General features: G+C 62.2%; 15 protein-coding genes. 6 read left to right on the forward strand and 9 right to left on the reverse strand.

Going from position 1 to position 18,664, the window contains the following annotated elements; genetic code table 11:
* Nucleotides 1–42: 42 nt before the first annotated feature.
* From G606_RS0104025 to G606_RS0104035, 3 genes are all read right to left on the reverse strand, one after another.
* Nucleotides 43–690 (reverse strand): anthranilate synthase component II, encoded by a 648-nt coding sequence (locus tag G606_RS0104025; RefSeq protein ID WP_026644871.1) that lies wholly within the window; start codon nt 688–690, stop codon nt 43–45.
* 78 nt (nt 691–768) lie between these two features.
* A complete protein-coding gene (locus tag G606_RS0104030) occupies nt 769–1,866 on the reverse strand; it encodes a class E sortase (RefSeq protein WP_026644872.1) in 1,098 nt (365 codons plus the stop codon).
* 103 nt (nt 1,867–1,969) lie between these two features.
* The gene (locus G606_RS0104035) at nt 1,970–2,779 is read right to left on the reverse strand and encodes a DUF881 domain-containing protein (protein ID WP_026644873.1); all 810 of its coding nucleotides are present in this window, start codon (nt 2,777–2,779) and stop codon (nt 1,970–1,972) included.
* A gap of 157 nt (nt 2,780–2,936) precedes the next feature.
* Here G606_RS0104035 and crgA point away from each other — a divergent pair, with 157 nt between their 5' ends.
* The gene (crgA, locus tag G606_RS0104040) at nt 2,937–3,407 is read left to right on the forward strand and encodes a cell division protein CrgA (protein ID WP_026644874.1); all 471 of its coding nucleotides are present in this window, start codon (nt 2,937–2,939) and stop codon (nt 3,405–3,407) included.
* A 166-nt stretch (nt 3,408–3,573) separates the two neighbouring features.
* On the opposite strand, the gene G606_RS0104045 is transcribed toward crgA, so the two are convergent.
* Nucleotides 3,574–4,842: a THUMP-like domain-containing protein gene (locus G606_RS0104045; protein WP_051198503.1), complete on the reverse strand. Its 1,269-nt coding sequence runs from the start codon at nt 4,840–4,842 to the stop codon at nt 3,574–3,576.
* A gap of 929 nt (nt 4,843–5,771) precedes the next feature.
* On the reverse strand, nt 5,772–6,554 hold the full coding sequence (locus G606_RS0104050; RefSeq protein WP_026644876.1) for a rhomboid family intramembrane serine protease: 783 nt from the start codon (nt 6,552–6,554) through the stop codon (nt 5,772–5,774).
* Nucleotides 6,555–6,733: 179 nt separating this feature from the next.
* On the opposite strand from G606_RS0104050, the gene G606_RS0104055 reads away from it, so the two are divergent.
* Entirely contained in the window at nt 6,734–6,958 is a 225-nt protein-coding gene (locus tag G606_RS0104055) for a hypothetical protein (protein ID WP_024540346.1), read from the forward strand.
* Between the two features lie 246 nt (nt 6,959–7,204).
* Here G606_RS0104055 and G606_RS0104060 read toward each other — a convergent pair whose 3' ends face one another.
* A complete protein-coding gene (locus G606_RS0104060) occupies nt 7,205–9,667 on the reverse strand; it encodes a glycogen/starch/alpha-glucan phosphorylase (RefSeq protein WP_026644877.1) in 2,463 nt (820 codons plus the stop codon).
* 510 nt (nt 9,668–10,177) lie between these two features.
* Between G606_RS0104060 and G606_RS0104065 the strand changes: the two genes are divergently transcribed.
* Complete coding sequence (locus tag G606_RS0104065; protein WP_026644878.1) at nt 10,178–10,585, forward strand: sterol carrier family protein; 408 nt, start codon at nt 10,178–10,180, stop codon at nt 10,583–10,585.
* Nucleotides 10,586–10,758: 173 nt separating this feature from the next.
* Here G606_RS0104065 and G606_RS0104070 read toward each other — a convergent pair whose 3' ends face one another.
* The gene (locus G606_RS0104070; protein ID WP_026644879.1) at nt 10,759–11,148 is read right to left on the reverse strand and encodes a DUF3073 domain-containing protein; all 390 of its coding nucleotides are present in this window, start codon (nt 11,146–11,148) and stop codon (nt 10,759–10,761) included.
* Nucleotides 11,149–11,288: 140 nt separating this feature from the next.
* On the opposite strand from G606_RS0104070, the gene trpS reads away from it, so the two are divergent.
* Nucleotides 11,289–12,392, forward strand: coding sequence for a tryptophan--tRNA ligase (trpS, locus tag G606_RS0104075; RefSeq protein ID WP_026644880.1), 1,104 nt, complete (start codon nt 11,289–11,291; stop codon nt 12,390–12,392).
* A gap of 90 nt (nt 12,393–12,482) precedes the next feature.
* Here trpS and G606_RS0104080 read toward each other — a convergent pair whose 3' ends face one another.
* Nucleotides 12,483–14,252 carry a threonine/serine ThrE exporter family protein gene (locus G606_RS0104080; RefSeq protein WP_026644881.1) on the reverse strand — a complete coding sequence of 590 codons (1,770 nt, stop codon included), beginning with the start codon at nt 14,250–14,252 and terminating at the stop codon, nt 12,483–12,485.
* 467 nt (nt 14,253–14,719) lie between these two features.
* Between G606_RS0104080 and G606_RS0104085 the strand changes: the two genes are divergently transcribed.
* Nucleotides 14,720–17,473 (forward strand): phosphoenolpyruvate carboxylase, encoded by a 2,754-nt coding sequence (locus G606_RS0104085; RefSeq protein ID WP_026644882.1) that lies wholly within the window; start codon nt 14,720–14,722, stop codon nt 17,471–17,473.
* A 244-nt stretch (nt 17,474–17,717) separates the two neighbouring features.
* On the opposite strand, the gene G606_RS09860 is transcribed toward G606_RS0104085, so the two are convergent.
* The gene (locus G606_RS09860; RefSeq protein WP_026644883.1) at nt 17,718–17,975 is read right to left on the reverse strand and encodes a hypothetical protein; all 258 of its coding nucleotides are present in this window, start codon (nt 17,973–17,975) and stop codon (nt 17,718–17,720) included.
* 338 nt (nt 17,976–18,313) lie between these two features.
* Here G606_RS09860 and G606_RS0104095 point away from each other — a divergent pair, with 338 nt between their 5' ends.
* Entirely contained in the window at nt 18,314–18,649 is a 336-nt protein-coding gene (locus tag G606_RS0104095; protein ID WP_026644884.1) for a hypothetical protein, read from the forward strand.
* Nucleotides 18,650–18,664 lie beyond the last annotated feature (15 nt).

Genomic DNA, 18,664 nt, shown 5'->3' on the forward strand with positions numbered 1-18,664 from the left:
CCCACTCGTTGTCGTTGTAATCAACGCGAAATCAACGCATACTCAGCGCGCAAGCTTCGGCTGCAGCCCCAGGCTTTTGTCGACGGCGGACGGCTGGCCGCAGACGGCGAGCCAATTCGCGAACAGACGGTAGCCGTCCTGCGTGAGCACCGATTCCGGATGGAACTGCACGGCGTGCAACGGCAGCTCACGATGCTTGATGCCCTGCACGATATGGTCGTCGACGGTCCACGCGGTCACCTCAAGCACATCGGCCGGCACCGAATCGGGCTCGACGGCGAGCGAATGGTAGCGCGTGGCCGTCATCGGATTCGCGACGCCGGCGAAGATCTCGTCGTCAATGTGCTCGACGAGGCTCGTCTTGCCGTGCATGATCGACGGCGCATGGCTCACCGTGCAGCCGAAGACCTCGGCGAGCGCCTGCATGCCGAGGCAGACGCCGAACATCGGCGTGCATGTCGACGCACACAGGCGAATCATGTCCTCGCTGACGCCCGCGTCGGCCGGCGCTCCCGGCCCCGGCGAAATCAGGACGCCGTCGTAGCCGTCGAGGACGGCGGCGTCGGACGGGTCAAGCGCATCGTTGCGCACGACCGTCACGGTCGCGCCGAGCGTCTTGAGATAGCCGACGATCGTGTACACGAAGGAATCGTAGTTGTCCACGACGAGGATATGCGCGGAATCGGTCATGAAAGGTCCTCTCGCTCGCGTGCAGGCTTATGCTAGCCCACAAGTGTAGTGCAGCCGGTGTAGCGGCCGCATGGCGCGCTACACGGCCACGTAGTTGGACATCTGCTGCAGGAACGGGACGTTCGCGGCCGCCCACGGGAAGCCCCACTGGAACAGCGCGGCCGCGGCGGCGAAGACGAGCAGCAGCAGCATCAGCCAACGGATTGGCGCGGCACCCGGCTGATGGCGCAGCAGCCAGCCGTAGATGTCGGCGTCCGGCAGCGGCTTGTCGCTCTCGCGGATCGCGCGCAGCGCCGGCCAACGCCATGCGACGGCCGCCGCGAGGAACACGACGAGATAGACGGCGAGCGCTCCCCACACCCACGGCGCGAGCGACGTGATCGACGATGCGAAGGACTGCCGTTCGTTGTTGATGAATTCGACGGCGCTGTTCGAGCCGGTCTTCGCAAGCTCCTTCGGGATGCCGTCGGAGACCTTCGCCCAGTAGGCGAACTCGCCGAAGCTCGCCCAACGATGCGTCGGCGCCGTGTACTTCGGCTCGCAGGTGGTCATCGTGATGAGTCGTTTCGTCGGCGTCTCGCCCGGATGTTCGGGATTCGCGCCGATGACCCAGCCTTCGTCCGGCGTCACGATCGTATAGTTCGTGTAGTGGTAGACGTACCAGTAGTCCTTCGAACGAATGACGATCGCGTCGCCCTTTTCGAGTTTGTCGACGTCGCCGAGCGGCTGCCCGTAGCCGTTCCTGTGCCCGGCGATCGCGAAGTTGCCGACCTGACCGGCCATCTGCGAGTCCACATAGTGGCCAAGGCCGTGCTGATTGAGTTCGGCGAGGTCGGTGCCCTGCACGAGGTTGCGTTCCCATTGGTCGCCGAAGCGCGGAATGTAGACGCGGGCGATGAGTTCGCCGACAAGTGCCTCCCGTGGCTGCACCGGCGGCTCGCCATCCTGCGGCTGCGCGATCTTCAGCGTGCCGCCGTCGTTCGGCTGCGCCCATGCGATCTGCGCGCGCGTCTCCTGCTGGACATGGTCCGACTGCACGCCGGTCCACCACTGCATCCACGCCACGTACAGGCCGCAGATCGCGGCGAAGGTGAGCAGCAACTCCGCGATGATCGTGACGATCGAACGTCCGACGCTGCGTGTGCGGCGCTGCGCCGCATGTTGACTGTGTGCCATAGGTGGTGTCTTCCCCCGTTTCCGGTTGGCTGATGTGGTCACGTTGCTGATGTGGTCACATTAATTGAGAGCTGCGCGATTGCCCACGCGATCGCCGCTGCATCTATTGTGCGCCGCCCTGGTCATTCTCATCGCCGTGCGCGGCATCGTCGGTCCCGTTTTCCGACTTGTTCGGTTGCTGCAGCACATGCGCGTACTGCAGCGGCTGCAGCAGCATCGTTGTGCTGTCGAAGTGGAGTTTGCTCTCCGTGCGCACGTCGTAGCCGAGGCCGTACGCGTCCACGTACTGCCGGTAGATCTGCACGGCGCGCGAATCATCAAGGGCCTGAATCATCAACGTTGGCGGACCGATTGCGGATATCGTGAACGGCGGCGAGTATTTGCGGCCCTGCAGCAGCAGCACGTTGCCCGAGCAGATGATCGCCGACGTCGACAGCACACGCTGATCCATGATCTGCATCGACTCGGCGCCGCCCGCCCACAGCGCGTCGACGACCGCTTCGACGTCCTGCTGATGCACGACGTACTTGTCGTTGTCCACCGCCGACCCCGACGAATCGACGGCGTTCTTCCACATCGACGAATCGTTGAGCGTCACCGTGACGCCCGGACCTTCGACGGCGGGCAGCATCGTGCTCGAGCCGGCATCCTCGGACGGCGTCGACTGACCCGACTGCACCTGCGCGCTCAACTTGTCCACTTGCGCCGACAGTTCCTTCACGTCGGCCTGCAGTTTGTCCACCTTGCGCACGCGGTTCTCGATGAGTTCGGCCGTGTCCGAGGAGACGGTCGTCGTGCGGTTGATGCGCATGTTCGTGATGAGCAGGAAGCCGACGAAGGTGACGACGAGCAGCACGGAGACACTGCCGACGAACGATTTGCCGGTGCCATGCTTGGGTTTGTGCCTGGCCATATCCGTCTCCTTACGAACCGTTGCGTCGGGCCGCATGGCCCGTCTTCACAGCGACGCGCGAAATATGATGATTTTGCTCATGATGGCCGACGCTAGTGGCCGCTTTCGCGAGCAACCACTATGATACCTAATTAGCCTATGCAAGGAGATAAGACAAATGGCTGACGAAGAGCTGCACAAAACACCCACGGATGGCCAGGTCGACGAACACGGCGCCGCCGAGAAGTCGAACGACGAGCCGATGAAGGGCACCGACCCGGATAAGGAACCGATGGATCTGGCGCAGGCCGCCACCTACGTCGAGAACGATGAGATCCCGGTCGGCCGCATCCAGGAGATCCTCAACCAGACCGTTGACGAGAAGGACATGACCCCGCAGATGCGCCGCATGATGCAGCGTCAGCGTGAGAACACGAAGCGTGTCGAGGAAAGCATCAAGGGCACGAAGGCGAATCCCGGTTGGTTCGTGCCGGTGTTCTGTGCGCTGATGATCATCGGTCTCATCTGGGCCGTCGTCTTCTACCTGACGAACTACACGTATCCGATTCCGTCGATCGGCTCCTGGAATCTGCTGATCGCGTTCGGTTTCATGATCGCCGGCTTCATCATGATGGTCTGGTGGCGTTGAGCCGTGCCGCAAGTCTGATCAGGGCGTCCACCGACGCCCTTTTTTGTTGCCCGCCGCCGGCACGGTAGTTGTCCGCCACCATCCGCAGCTGTCCGCCACTGTCCGCCAACGGCAGTATGTGATTGACCTCAACCGCCGACTACCGCCGTTGACCGCTCTGCCGCACTCAGTTACTACTACTACTGCGCGCGTCCTCCTTGTGCGCGCAGATGAGGATGTGGCGTCCGTCGGCGTCGGTCGTCGCGAAGAGATAGACGTCGCCGCCATCGGCCAGTTTGAGTTTCTTCGCGAGTTGCGCGGCCGTCAGCGGGAAGTTGCGCACGGCCACGTTCGCCTTTCCGACGCCGCCGAGCAGTCGTCGCAGCTCCTTCTTGTTCATCGTGCCAATGCCGTCGATGGTGAACGCACGCCCGGGAAAATCGTCGAACCACTGATCGGCGACGAACAGATGACTGTTGACGCCGATCTGCGCCGCCGGCCATCGCCGCTGCAGCGTCGCGAATGCGCCACCCTTCATGATCGCCGCGTTCGGCTCATAGAGCACGTGCATATCGGGCAGTGTCGACGCCGGCGCGACGCTCGGCCGTTCGTCATCGCCGGCGCGGAACTCGACGCTTACGCCATCGTTCACGCATCGAATCTGCGGCCGCTCAACGCGCTCCCGACTAAGCACAACGAGGATCTCCTTGCATTCGTTGTGCACGGCGACGATGTCGAGACGCTGCACCGCGCCGCCGAAATCGTCAATCGTCTGCCGCCAATCCAGCATTGGCGACAGTTTGATGACGACGAACGGCGCTTTGGCGAGCAGCGCGTCGCGCAATGCGAGCGCGTCGGGCGTGCAGTCGGCGATCGCGACGGTACGCGCGCCGTGTGCGTCACGCCGGGCCGGGTCAATGTAGATGAGCGTCGCCGGCGCCATCGTTTCGAGGAATGCGACGCCATCGGCGCAGACGACGCGCGCATTGTCGATGCCGAGTTCGCGCAGATTGTGCTCTGCGAGCGCGCATAGTGTCGGCTGTTGTTCGACGTAGACGGCGTCGTCGAATGCGCGCGCCATGAAGGAGAAGTCGACGCCGAAGCCGCCGGTGAGGTCGACGAGCGTCGTCGGATGCGGCTGCCCGGCGATGAGTTCGGCCGCGAGCCGGGCCTTGTATTCCGCTGCCGGTTGCGACGAGCATTGTTCCATCGGCACATGCGGTGGATAGATGATGCCGTCGATCATCGCCCATCGCGGCAGTTTCGCGCGGGCGATGCGGCGGCCGGCGATCTGGTCGAGCGCGAACGACACGTCCACGTCGCCGTCGCGCTTGGCGTGAAGTGCGACGTCGCGCACGTCCTCATCCTGATGCGCCGCGATAAACGCGCGCGTGGCCGCGTTGATCTGCGGTGCGAGGCGGCCGCCGTCCGCGATCGCATTATCGTCGTTGTCCATAAGCGGCATTGTAGCGATGCGTCGTCCGCAGAGCATCCGTCGTGGCTGAGTGCAGTCGAGCGCAGACGAACGATGCATGGTCATCTCGCATAGCCGCCGACGCAGCAACCGAGTTGCGTCCGAAACGTATTGTTGCGTACACAAATTGAGTAGTTCAGTTGACACTACAATCTCGCCGAAAGAATAATTGGCAGTGGGTCTTTCCACGGTCTGTTCCGGTTTCGCCACCCATTCCCGGAACACGCGCAGAGGATGAACGCTGGTCTTCTGCACAGCAGCAGGCCATTGCTTCAGGGCAAATCGATCGACCTAACGGGAGGCCGTGATATCCCGCACGCGATACCGGCCCGACGGGGTGGGAGTCCTTGAGGAGGAAACAGTGGCAGGGGATGTCCACTGTGCTTTCAGTTTCTGACATAACATGAAATGTGGATAACTTTCGAGGTACTACATATAGGGACTGCCCCCGAGTGGAATCCCTATTTGTGGCTTGATTCCAACGGTTCGTCGGGGATGTGGATAACTGTTATCCACATCCCCGACCATCGAAGAAACCACAGATATCAACATTTGTGGATAACCATGTGGATAACTTCGACTTGTTTCCTCACCCTATCCCCGAGTTATCCACAATGTTTTCCACATCATGTGGAAAACTACACCGCTGTAAGTTATGAGGCGGCGTCGGAAGCCATTTCGATCGACCATCCGACGCCGTCTGACAACAGCCAACACTGCTCGACTGCGTCCACCAACACATCCAGATGCGAATGCCGCATTACTGTGGCCTGCTCATCGATGTCGACACGCAGATGTCGACACGCAACGATCTGTGCGCCGCACCATCTACACACACGAGCGCGGGGACCGCGCAAACGCCGCACGAACACCGTGCAACGTCCCCCCGCCCCACTACAGCATCACCATAATCACAGCATCATCGCGTAGATATTGTTCTGATTGCAGATGACGACAATAATCACCTCGAGCAGCAGCAACGCGCCACCGTAGATCGACGTGCGCACAAGCGTCGAACTGCGGCGCAGCGCGCGCGGACCATCCACGACGAGCAACGTGAGCAGACCGCCGATGATGAAGCCGCCGACATGCGCCTGCCATGCGATGTTCGGCATGACAAGCGGCATCGCAAAGTTGATCACCATCCACACGAGCATCGATCGCATATCCGAGCCGGCCTTGCGATACACGACGAGGCACGCGGCGAACAGGCCGAACAAAGCACCGGACGCGCCATAAGAATAGGTGAGCCACGCGGAAGGATCGCGCCCGAAGGCCGCCCACAACTCCATGCCGACGCCGCCGCCAATGCCGGAAACCAGATACAGCATCAGATACGGCCAGTGCCCCATGAGTCGCTCGAGGAACGGCCCGACGCACCACAGCGTCAGCATGTTGAACAGGATATGGAATATCGAGCCCGGCGAGTGCAGGAACATCGACGTGACGAACATCCACGGTTCGCGCGCCGCACGATACGGCTGCATCGCGCCATACTGCAGCAGGTTCGCCAGCGTCGGGCGGCTCACCAGGTTCAAGATGAATTCGACGATCCACAACGCGACACAGACGACGATGATCGCCGACGTGACGACCGGCTCGCCGTTGCGCCACCGGTAGCGCAACGACCGCAGCGAGAACACCTGCCGCATCGACGGAGAATCGGGAAACAAAGAAAAACGATTGTTGGGCATAGGTCACACTGTAGCGCAGAGTGACGCGCCGCCGCGCGCGGCCGACAACGCCTGCGCGTTGCGGTGCAAGGACTTGCCATCAGCACAACCGAAGTCGCGCGAACGCGGCGAAGGTCCTATGATGGTGAACAGAGTTGTCTGGGGAAACCAGTCGACCACGTAATCGGAAAGGAGCCGTCATGAAGGAACATAAGTCCTCTAGCGGTTGGAAATTCTTTGCGCTGCTCTTCGGTGCGCTGCTCGCGGCAGTCGTCGGAGTCTACATCTACAAGCAGCAGAACCCGGACTACGATCCGTGGGAGGAGCCGTGGGAGAACAGCTCGTCGCCGGTCGACCTCACGCTCGCGAAGGACAAGACTGAGGACGACGTCGACAAGGTCGCTCCGGCCGCCGACGCAGCCTGATTGTGCGACTCCCGCACTGCGCTGTGCGGGGACGCGCGCATCATCGACGCCGAAAACCGCGGCGTGCACGATTGTTGGAACGTGCACGCCGCGGTTTTCGCATATGCGGGCGCCGACACGGTCACCGTCGCGGCAACGAGCGCCTACGTAATCATCAATGATCGATACAGAAACGAACGGCGGACGACACCCGAAGGTGCTGTCCGCCGTTCTTCTACGCTGCAGTCGACCTTACGGCCGCGCGAATCACTTCTCGGTCGGCAGCGGACCGGTCATCCAGACGCGGTCGAGGTAATCCTCGATCGAGCGGTCGGAGCTGAAGTAGCCGGAGTTGGCGACGTTGATGATCGCCTTGCGGTTCCACTCGAGCTGATCGCCGTAGAGCGTCTCGATCTGCGACTGGATCTCATGGTACGCCGTGAAGTCGGCGAGGGTCATGAACCAATCCTTCGTCAGCCAGTCGGAGACGAGCGGCGCATACGCGTCCTTGTCACCGTTGGAGAACGTGCCGTCGGCGACCATGTCGATGGCGGCCTTCAGGCGCGGATCGCCCTCATAGTACTTGGCCGGATCGTAGCCGTCCGCGTACATCTTCTCGACTTCGTCGACGGTCATGCCGAAGAGGAAGAAGTTGTCGGCGCCGACGCGCTCGCGGATCTCGACGTTCGCACCGTCGAGCGTGCCGACGGTGAGGGCGCCGTTGAGCGCGAACTTCATGTTCGACGTACCCGAGGCTTCCTTGCCGGCCTGCGAGATCTGCTCGTCGAGTTCGGTCGCCGGAATCAGCATCTGCGCAACGCGGATGTTGTAGTTCCACGGGAAGACGACCTTGAGCTTGCCCATGACGTCCGGGTCGTTGTTGATGACCTTGGAGACGTTGTTGATGAGCTGGATCGTCATCTTGGCGAGGTAGTAGCCCGGAGCGGCCTTCGCGCCGAAGATGACGGTGCGCGGCGTGATGTCCTCGGCCTTGACCTTGCCGGACTTGATGTCCGCGTAGGTGGCGATGACCTCGAGGATCTTGAGGGCCTGACGCTTGTACTCGTGCAGACGCTTGATCATCGTGTCGAACATCGTCGTCGGATCGAGGTCGAAGTCGTACTCGGACTTCGCGAAGTCGGCGAAGCGGACCTTGTTATCGTACTTTACCTTCGCGAACTTCTTGACGAACTCGTCATCCCCGGCGAGCGGCTCAAGGTTCTTGAGCAGTTCGAGGTCCTCAAGCCACTTGTCGGTGCCGAGGCCTTCGGTGATGAGCGCGGACAGACCCGGGTTCGCGAGCTTCATGAAGCGACGCGGGGTGACGCCGTTGGTGACGTTCGTGAACTTCGCCGGATAGATGTCCGAGAAGTCTCGCAGCGTCACGTCCTTGAGCAGCTGCGAATGCAGCTCGGCGACGCCGTTGACGTGCGAGCCGGCGTAGGAGGCGAGGTACGCCATGCGCACCGACGGGTTCTCGCCCGCGGTGAGGATGCGCATACGCTCGATCTTTGCCTCGTCGTCGGTGCGGTCGGCGAGCTCGTGCATGAACTGGTCGTTGATCTTCTCGATGATCTCGAGATGACGCGGCAGCAGCTTGCCGATGAGCGACGCCGGCCACACTTCGAGCGCTTCCGGAAGCAGCGTGTGGCACGTGTAGTTGAAGGTCTTCGTCGTGATGTCCCACGCGGTATCCCAGTCGTAGCCATACTCATCGATGAGGATGCGCATGAGCTCCGGGATGCCGATGACCGGGTGGGTGTCGTTGAGCTGGAACGTGATCTTGTCCGGGAAGGTCGTCAGATCCGGCTTCTCGGCGTCGCCGTAGAAGACGCGGATCGCGTCATGCAGCGAAGCGGAAGCGAAGAAGTACTGCTGCTCGAGGCGCAGTTCCTTGCCGACCTCCGTCGAATCCTCCGGGTAGAGGATCTTGGAGATGTTCTCGGCCTCGACCTGCGGCTTGACCGCGTCGAGGTACTCGGACTTGTTGAAGGTGAGCAGGTCGAACTCGTCGTATGCGCGGGCCTGCCACAGGCGCAGCGTGTTGACGCGGCCGGATTCGTAGCCCGGAACCATGTAGTCGACCGGGATCGCGCGGACAGCCCACGCCGGCTTCCACACGCGCTTGCCGTCCTCTTCGACGACTTCGCCGCCGAAGTTGACGCGCTGGTCGCGCGCGTAGTCGATGTGGCCCCACGGATCCTCGTTGGTCAGCCAGTAATCGGGACGCTCGACCTGGCGGCCGTCCTCGTCGAATTCCTGACGGAAGATGCCGTAACGGTACTGGATGCCGTAGCCGAAGGCCGGAACGCCCAGCGACGCGAGGGAATCGATGAAGCAGGCGGCGAGACGGCCGAGGCCGCCGTTGCCGAGGCCCGGCTCGTATTCGGCGTCGATGACTTCCTGGGCGTCGAAGCCCAGCTCCTTGACCGCCGCGTAGAACTGATCGGTGAGGCCCGAGTTGAGCAGCGCGTTGCGCAGCTGCTTGCCCATCAGGAACTCAGCGGACAGGTAGCCGACGGCCTTGGTGTTGCCGTTGATCATGTCCTGCTGGGTCTTCATCCAAGAATCCATAAGGTGCTTGCGCACAGCGGTCGCCGTGGCGACGTAGACGTCGGCCGGCTTCGCCTGTTCAGGCGTAACGCCCTGCGTGTACTTGAGCTCGTTGCGGATCTCGTCCGCGAACTGGGCTGCGGTAACCGAGGACTTCGGTGCCGTAAGTTCGGTCATATCTATGACTCCTCTGAACATTATCTTTCTCGTGAACGTCCACGGGCAAAAGCTCCTGTCCCATCGGGAATCCGCGCCACAAGCTCTTCCGTCCGTTTTTGCATACGTTCTCAAACAGAAAATCATAGCATAAGGTCCACTTTGTCAACGCCTGCGTCTGCGTGCATGCGTTTTTTGCGTGGCAACCTTCACATTGCGGAAGCGCTTCAGCCGTCGTAAGCAGTCGCAAAAGCCCCTCGTGAGGCCTCCACGGACGGCGACGGCGCGCGTGTCACATGTGCAGTTCAGTGTCTATTTCAGTTCGCTCCGTATCCACCGAACGCCTCCGGTGCATTCTGCACTCGTTCCGTTCGCTCACACCACCGTCCGCGAACGCCGCCGACGCATTCCGCACCCGTTCCGTTCACCCACACCACTGTCCGCGAACGCGACGGTCACTCCCCGCACCCGTGACGATCGGAGATACATAAATATATTGACTTATCGCAGCGTACGCGCACAATACGAAGCATGGCTGCTATCCATAAGAAAGACCTGCGCGCCGGCATGGATGCCTACGACGTGTGGTGCGACGCCGCGCGAGCGCTCGTCGGCACCGAAGCGGCGACCGACATCGCGCCTGCCCTTCCACGTCCAACGATGGCGCTCGCTGTCCGCTACTCGCTGCACATGCTCGAACTGAAGGCGCCCGGCCCGGGCGTGGAGGTACGCGTCGCGCCGTGGGGCGCCGTGAAGATCCTCGACGGCCCCGCCTCGGATCCGCACAACCTCACGCCGCCGGACGTCATCGAACTCGAACCGGCCGTATGGCTGCGCGTAGCCAGCGGCATCACAAGCTGGGACGAGGAACGCGAAGCCGGCCACATCAGCGCCGTCGGCGAGCGCGATGACCTGTCGGCGATCCTCCCACTCGGCTGAACTTCACTGTAATCGCGTCGACTACACTGTCCAAAGCTGGCTATACCGACTGACCGACCACATCAGCGCCCGAATACGCGAGGTGGGTGTGCACGAACCGTCTCGTTCGTGCACACCCACCTCGTTCAGCGTCGCTTAATCATCGCGACGCGGTCAACGGACCTTCATGCCCGTCACTGCTGAGCGTCGTGCAAGCCCGCATGATCGGCATGCTTGAAGGCACCCGGCACTGGCATCGGAATCGGCTTGTGCGGCTTGGGCGCTGGCGTTGCCGGCATCTCTCCGCTTGTGGCCTTCGCGGCGGCTTCGGCCGCCCACTGCGCATAGTCATCAAGGTCATCCTCGGAAGGAGCAGACACGACGGTCTCCTCTTCCTCGAACTCATCAACATCCGCGTCTTGGGCGTACTTCGCCTCCACATCGGCAAACGGATCGAATGAACCGGAACCTGGTTCCTGCGCTCCCAGCTCCTTCGCAAGCTCGTCATAATCCGTGTCAGTGGTCAGGTACTTGAGCTTCCTAGCTATCTTCTGCTGCTTGGCTTTTTGACGTCCGCGGCCCATCTGACCCCCTGGAGTAACTGTTTGCTATCGATTCATCACATAAGAGAGTACCACTCCTCCACCCCTCTTTTGTTGTCGGCTCAGATTTCTACGATGAAAACCACCGAAAACCAACGATTCGAACGGCACAAGGATTACGTATGGCTGAAGAACAAGAGGCGCGCCTGACCGCGGCCGGCAACGAAATGAGCGCGAGTTTCCTCGCTGCGAGAAAGCGCTCGGAGGAGACGCTCAAGAAGCTCGAGGAGAATCCGAGCAAGTTCACGATGCTCACCGGCGACCGTCCGACAGGCCGTCTCCACCTAGGCCACTTCTTCGGCTCGATCAAGGAACGCGTCGCGATGCAGAACCGCGGCGTCAACACGAACATCATCATCGCCGATTACCAGGTGATCACCGACCGTGACACGACCGAGCACATCGACGACAACGTCCTCAACCTCGTCCTCGACTACATGGCCGCCGGCATCGACCCGGAGAAGACGATGATCTTCACGCATTCGGCGATTCCGGCCGAGAACCAGCTGATGCTGCCGTTCCTGTCCCTCGTCACCGAAGCCGAGCTGCACCGCAATCCGACCGTCAAGTCGGAGATGGAATCCTCCGGACACGCGCTCACCGGTCTGCTGCTCACCTACCCGGTGCATCAGGCCTGCGACATCCTGTTCTGCAAGGCGAACGTCGTGCCGATCGGCAAGGACAACCTGCCGCACGTCGAGATCACGCGTACGATCGCGCGCCGCTTCAACGAACGCTATGCGAAGAAGCACCCGATCTTCCCGGAGCCGGCCGCGATCCTGTCCGATGCGCCGGAGATCCCAGGTCTCGACGGCCGCAAGATGAGCAAGTCCTACGGCAATTCGATCATGCTCGGCGCAACCGCCGAGGAGACGGCGAAGCTCATCAAGAAGAGCCCAACCGATTCCGAACGTACGATCACCTTCGATCCCGAGCACCGTCCGCAGGTGTCGGCGCTGCTGACGACCGCCGGCCTCGTCACCGGCCGCGACCCGCAGGAGATCGCCGAGGAGATCGGCGCGTCCGGCGCCGGCGCGCTCAAGCAGTATGTGACCGAATCGGTCAACGAGTTCCTTGCGCCGCACCGCGAGCGCCGCGCCGAGCTCGCGCAGGACATGGATACGATCCGCGACATTTTGCACGAAGGCAACCGTCGCGCGAACGCCATCGCGAACGAGACGCTCGACGAAGTCCGCGAGGCGATGGGCATGCGCTACGACCGCTGATCCGCGCGCATCGCAATAGCCGCAATAAGTTGGGGCGCCGCTTCGATCATCCGAAGCGGCGCCCCAGCTATATGTATGTCCTCGCCGGCATCACACGTCGTATCGCCACGACTTGTCGGTGATGACGCGCGCCATCGCAAGCCCGATCGGCAGACAGATGATGACCATGAACGCGCGGAACGCCCAGTCGAGCGCGAGCAACGTCTCGAACTGTCCCAGATGGAACATCGCCTGATACATATACATGCCCGGCACCATGATGACGATCGACGGCACCGTCAGACAGATACGCGGATAGCCCAGATGCGGGGGCAGCAGCCGGTGGCGCACCGCCGAACGCCACGCCGAGGCAAGCAGTCCGGCGAGCATCGCGCCGAGAAACGCGCCTGCTTCCGGCGCAAGTCCGCAATCAACGAGTTCGAGACGCAGCGTATCGGTGATCATGCCGATCGTGGCGGCCACAAGACACATGCGCTGCGGCGAATTGAACATCATCGAGAATCCCCACACGCCGATGAACGCGAACAGCGCGCGCAGGCAACCCGTCACCCACGGCGTAAGATTCGGCGATTCGAAGCCCTGCGGATTGAGCTGCACGAGCGACGCGACCATCCATCCGGCGAGCGTCGCCATCAAAATGATGCACACGACGTACATCACACGTTGCACGCCTGAGGGGAAATCAATCTTCGCCATGTCGAGACCGCCGGTGATCAGCGGGAATCCGGGGATGACGAACAACATCGCACCGATGTACGCCGTGTCATGCTGCAACGCCACCGGATTGAACAAGCCAATCAGACGCAGCGTGCCGACGCATGCGAACGCGGCGACGGCCACGCACACGAAGGTCACGAAGAACTGATTGAGATGATGCGCGAACAGTCGTCGTCGCAGCCACTGGCCGAGCCCGGCGCCGACGAACGCGCCGATCATGTCGTACGGCGCGCCGCCGAGCAGAAACACGAAGGACGCGCACGCGCAGGCTGACGCGAGTCCCGACAACGCCGGCGAATACAACGGTTTGCGACGTTCGATCATGTCGAGCCGCTTATGCACGTCGCGCACCGTGATCTCATGCGTCTTGCGCGCGGCGGCAGCGCCGCCGACATGGTCGAAATGCTCGGCGTAGCCGTTTTTCGGAGGACGCTGCGAACGTTCACGCCATGCGCGCGTGCGTTCGCCGGCGGCCGCGCGCAGCCGCAGGCGCGATTTGTGCGGCAGTTCGAGCTGTTCGGCGCTGCCGCGCGCGTCGTCGCCATGGCCGTCGGCTTTGACAAGCGCGTCGATGACGGTCTCGTTGACTTCCGATTGCGCGTCGTCCTGCGGGCGGGCGGCGGCATCGGCGGCGTTGAGCGCGACCTCGTAATCCTCGACGGCCGCGTCGGAGGCGGCGGCGCGCTCGGCGACGCGCGCCTGATGGCGTTCCTCGCGCAGTCGTTTCGCCATGTCCGCCGAGACCTGCGACGCGTCGCGCATGTCGAGATGCTGCATGAGGCCGGCGGAGACCTTTGTCTCACGGTGATACATCGATCCGGTGCCGAGATTGACGCTGAACCAGTCGGCGAAATGCTCAAGCAGCCAGATACGTTCGGTGTTGACGCCGGTCGTCGGCAGGTTGACGACTTCGGTGATGCGTCCGGAGCCGTCGGTGCATGCCGCCTCGATGTCGGTGAGGTTGACGTCGGCGCGCACGTGCACGCCGAGCGGATATGCGATGCGGTGCATCATCTCGCGCACGCGGAAACTGCCGGTGCCGGCGCCGAGGTCGAGCATGCCGACGCGCACGATGACGCTCGCCTTCGCGGCGATGCCGGCATCCTGGATCGGCTTGTCCCAGTCGCGCTCGATGTCCTCCATGTCGAGCGGAATCGAATGGGAATGGAATTTGCCCGCGGCGGACGCGCCGCTCGTCAGCGGTCCGTCGTGCGGGTGGGCGTATGCGGGTTCGGCGAGGGGCTCTCGTGGGCGGTCTGCGGACGATTGCACGGGTGGCGTTCCGGCGTCCGCGTCCGTTCCTTGTGCTTGCTCATTGCTCATGGTTTCCATTAACGTGCGGACGCTGGACGTGCACGCCGCGCGCACGTCCGCGAAGCCGCACGTCGAAGAAATCAGGAAAAATCAACAAAACGGCGGCGGCACCGTCTCATATCATGACCCTTTCAGCGTTTCAACGGCGCGCGCTGTCGATTCCCCGCGCCTACAATGAGCGTGCAACTGAAGAGAACTTAAGGCTGTGGGCTCGCAACGTCCGATCAACACAACCGCGGAGGAGCCGCGGATGAGCGGAAGACCGAGCAACCTGATGTTCTTAGAAGGAGGTCAATGTGACTGATAACGAACAGATCACGCCTGCGGACGCGGCCATCGTCACGTCCGGACTGGGGACCAAGGCCCCTGAGGAGCGTGAACTTCCCCCCACACTTCACGAAGACATGGATCTGTGTCTCGAAATTCTGCGTGGAGTGCTCTCCGAATACGACGAATCGCTGCTCAACACCTTCGACACCGTGCGTCAGTACGCCGTCGACGCAAGCGCGGAACGTTTCTCCGGCGTCCTCACCGACACCCATCCCGAGCGCGACGACCTTGAAATGGCCGTCAAGACGATCGACGCGATGAATCTGCACGACGCGCAGCTGCTTGCGCGCGCATTCACCACGTACTTCCATCTTGCGAACCTCTGCGAGGAGAACTACCGCGTCTCCGTGCTGCATGAGCGCGAAGCGAAAGTGGATGATTCGCTGGCGATTGACCCGGTCAACGAGATGACGAAGGCCTACCATCAGCTGATCGCCGAGATGGGTCCCGCGAAGGCGAAGGAGCTGCTCAACCGTCTTGAGTTCCATCCGGTCTTCACCGCGCATCCGACCGAAGCGCGCCGCAAGGCCGTGGAAGGCAAGATCCGCCGTATCGCCGACCAGCTCGCCGCATACCGCATGCTGGGCGGATCGGATAAGAAGGAATGCTACCGCCGTCTCTACAACGAGATCGACGCGCTGTTCCGCACCTCGCCGATCGCGCTCAAGAAGCCGACGCCGGTCGAGGAAGCCGACACGATTCTCGATATCTTCGACAACACGCTGTTCCACACGATTCCGATGGTCTACCGTCGTTTCGACGACTGGGTGCTCGGCGACAAGGCCGGCACCGTCGAACCGGCGTGTCCCGCGTTCTTCCATCCGGGCAGCTGGATCGGCTCCGACCGCGATGGCAACCCGAACGTGACCGCGAAGGTGAGCCGTCAGGTGGCGCGCAAGTTCTCCGACCATGTGCTCGCCGCACTCGAGGAGGCCACGCGCAACGTCGGCCGCAACCTGACGGTGGAAGCGGAGACGACGCCGCCGAGCGACGAGCTGCACACGCTGTGGAATCAGCAGAAGGAGATCAGCGAGCGGCTCACGAGCAAGGCATCGCTCATCTCCACGAAGGAGCTCCACCGCGCCGTCATGCTCGTCATGGCCGATCGTCTGCACTACACGATCAAGCGCGACACCGACCTGATGTACCACAGCGCCGACGACTTCCTCGCCGATCTGCGCATCGTGCAGCGCTCGCTCGCCGAAGCCGGCGACAAGCGCGCCGCCTACGGCCCGCTGCAGGACCTCATCTGGCAGACGGAGACCTTCGGCTTCCACATGGTCGAGATGGAGTTCCGTCAGCATTCGGTCGTGCACGCCCGCGCGCTCGACGACATCCGCGAGCATGGCCTGCACGGCGAACGCGGCGAACTGCAGCCGATGACGGTCGAGGTGCTCGACACCTTCCGCGCGCTCGGCGCGATCCAGAAGCGCAACGGCGTCAAGGCCGCGCGCCGCTACATCATCTCGTTCACGAAGAGCGCGAAGAACGTGCGCGACGTCTACGAGCTCAACCGCCTCGCGTTCTCGAACCCGGAGGATGCGCCGGTCATCGACGTCATCCCGCTGTTCGAGCAGCTTGAGGATCTTGAGAATTCGGTGAGCGTACTCGACGAAATGATCAAGATCCCCGAAGTGCAGGCACGTCTCAAGCAGACCGGCCGCAAGCTCGAGGTCATGCTCGGCTATTCCGATTCGTCGAAGGACGCTGGCCCGACCTCCGCGACGCTCGCGCTGCACTCGGCGCAGGAGCGCATCGCCACGTGGGCCGAGGCGAACGACATCGATCTGACGCTGTTCCATGGTCGCGGCGGCGCCGTCGGCCGCGGCGGCGGCCCGGCGAATCGTGCCGTGCTCGCGCAGCCGAAGGGCTCCGTCAAGTGCCGCTTCAAGCTCACCGAGCAGGGTGAGGTCATCTTCGCCCGCTACGGCAACCCGGTGCTCGCGATCCGCCACGTCGAATCCGTGGCTGCCGCGACGCTGCTGCAGTCCGCGCCGAGCGTCGAGAAGACGAACACCGAGATGACCGACGCGTTCGCGCCGATGGCGAAGAAACTCGACGAGGTCTCGCATGCGACGTACCTCGACCTGCTCAATACGCCGGACTTCGCACCGTGGTTCTCGACGGTCACGCCGCTGACCGAGGTCGGCCTGCTGCCGATCGGTTCGCGTCCGGCGAAGCGTGGTCTGGGTGCGAAGTCGCTCGACGATCTGCGTACGATCCCGTGGATCTTCTCGTGGGCGCAGGCGCGCATCAACCTCGCCGCATGGTACGGCCTGGGCTCGGCGTGCGAAGCCTTCGGCGATCTCGACACGATGCGCAAGGCGTATCAGGAGTGGCCGCTGTTCTCGACCTTCATCGACAACATCGAGATGTCGCTCGCAAAGACCGACGAACGCATCGCGAAGATGTATCTCGCGCTCGGCGACCGTGACGATCTGCGCGACAAGGTTCTGCACGAGATGGAGCTGACGCGCCGCTGGGTGCTGCGCATCGTCGGCGACGAATGGCCGCTGCAGCACCGCCACGTGCTCGGCCAGGCGATCCGCATCCGCTCGCCGTATGTGGACGCGCTGTCCGTCACCCAGGTGCTCGCGCTGCGTTCGCTGCGTAAGAAGGTGGACAAGGAAGAGCTCTCGAAGAGCCAGCAGGCAGGGTTCATCTACCTGATCCTGTGCACCGTTTCGGGTGTCGCCGCCGGCCTCCAGAACACCGGCTGATACCAGGAATCCGACCTCTTCAATGAGCGGGGGCCGTGACGCGGGAAAACATCCCGCGTCACGGCCCCCGCTCATTACCGCCATTGCGCCGGTACATGGCTGACAGCGCTCCGCCGGAATCATGCCACTGCGGTGCACCGCACCACGGAATATCTCAAATCTCAGGCATCCCCTCTAGATTCGCTCCATCGCCGGAGCAACGGAACATCAGCGGACGCCGCTTCGTATACTCAACAAGTCCGGCCTATTCAAGCTCTTTGACCACTTTGCGCGCGCTCTGCTTCGACAGACCAAGATGCCGGGCGCCCTCATCGAACGTCATCGACCGCCAGCCGCCGAACTCCTGCTCTTGAACAGCACCTCGCCCGCATGGGGAGGAAAGCGCGTGCATATCCGTCAGCTGGTCGCATCGACGCCTAAGCCCTTTCACGCCGTTCATCAACTGCGTCAGATATTCGACGAGGTCATGCTGCGACTCCATGATCAAATCGAGCAGCGTCATCACGAAGAAGGTCAGCTCGCCATGGTTCAGCGCATCCTCCGGTCTCGATATTGATACTGATGAGCATAATCAGAAGGCTGCACCATCGAATTGACGTCGTAAATGATAGAAAGTATCAATTAGAGCGCGCATCTCGGCACGCAACAGGCCGTAAATGATAGAAAGTATCATTTACGCAGACGACGGATGCTGGCGCGGAGACCATCCAAAACGCACATCAGCACCGTTACACCGGCAGCGGAAGTTCCGCACGCGCGCTGACCGGCGCGTTTACGATGTCACCTGAACGATTGCACGGCGCGCGTCATATCAGGCGCGCGCAACAGGAAGGATGAGGCATGGCGGAAACGACCGAAGACATGACCCGCACCGGCGAAGCGCTGTACCAGTGGTATCAGGTGCTGTTCGAGAACAAGCCGATCGCCGATTTCCAGGATAATCTCAACGCGCTGCACGGACTGTCCGAGATGAAGGACACCGACAACAACCGCGACGAGCTCATCGTCGCCGCATCGCGCATCGGACTGCCCGAAGTCACCGTGAACGTGCTCAATGAATGGGTGAACGCCGACCGCGTGAAGTCGGATCACTTCCCGGCAGACAAGGGCTTCTTCTCCAAGGACACCCGCGATCTGATGACCACCGACCTCAACGTCTTCGAATCGGAAAACTGACCGCCACCGACATAC

The organism is Bifidobacterium sp. AGR2158, assembly GCF_000424225.1.
Taxonomy (GTDB): Bacteria; Actinomycetota; Actinomycetes; order Actinomycetales; family Bifidobacteriaceae; genus Bifidobacterium; species Bifidobacterium anseris.

What these genes read in the sequence shown, in the direction of transcription:
- G606_RS0104055 (WP_024540346.1), top strand. Translation starts at nt 6,734, where the DNA reads ATGAAGGAACATAAGTCCTCTAGCGGTTGGAAATTCTTTGCGCTGCTC.
- G606_RS0104060 (WP_026644877.1), bottom strand. Translation starts at nt 9,667, where the DNA reads ATGACCGAACTTACGGCACCGAAGTCCTCGGTTACCGCAGCCCAGTTC.
- G606_RS0104030 (WP_026644872.1), bottom strand. Translation starts at nt 1,866, where the DNA reads ATGGCACACAGTCAACATGCGGCGCAGCGCCGCACACGCAGCGTCGGA.
- G606_RS0104035 (WP_026644873.1), bottom strand. Translation starts at nt 2,779, where the DNA reads ATGGCCAGGCACAAACCCAAGCATGGCACCGGCAAATCGTTCGTCGGC.
- crgA (WP_026644874.1), top strand. Translation starts at nt 2,937, where the DNA reads ATGGCTGACGAAGAGCTGCACAAAACACCCACGGATGGCCAGGTCGAC.
- G606_RS0104080 (WP_026644881.1), bottom strand. Translation starts at nt 14,252, where the DNA reads ATGGAGGACATCGAGCGCGACTGGGACAAGCCGATCCAGGATGCCGGC.
- G606_RS0104050 (WP_026644876.1), bottom strand. Translation starts at nt 6,554, where the DNA reads ATGCCCAACAATCGTTTTTCTTTGTTTCCCGATTCTCCGTCGATGCGG.
- trpS (WP_026644880.1), top strand. Translation starts at nt 11,289, where the DNA reads ATGGCTGAAGAACAAGAGGCGCGCCTGACCGCGGCCGGCAACGAAATG.
- G606_RS0104025 (WP_026644871.1), bottom strand. Translation starts at nt 690, where the DNA reads ATGACCGATTCCGCGCATATCCTCGTCGTGGACAACTACGATTCCTTC.
- G606_RS09860 (WP_026644883.1), bottom strand. Translation starts at nt 17,975, where the DNA reads ATGACGCTGCTCGATTTGATCATGGAGTCGCAGCATGACCTCGTCGAA.
- G606_RS0104095 (WP_026644884.1), top strand. Translation starts at nt 18,314, where the DNA reads ATGGCGGAAACGACCGAAGACATGACCCGCACCGGCGAAGCGCTGTAC.
- G606_RS0104045 (WP_051198503.1), bottom strand. Translation starts at nt 4,842, where the DNA reads ATGGACAACGACGATAATGCGATCGCGGACGGCGGCCGCCTCGCACCG.
- G606_RS0104070 (WP_026644879.1), bottom strand. Translation starts at nt 11,148, where the DNA reads ATGGGCCGCGGACGTCAAAAAGCCAAGCAGCAGAAGATAGCTAGGAAG.
- G606_RS0104065 (WP_026644878.1), top strand. Translation starts at nt 10,178, where the DNA reads ATGGCTGCTATCCATAAGAAAGACCTGCGCGCCGGCATGGATGCCTAC.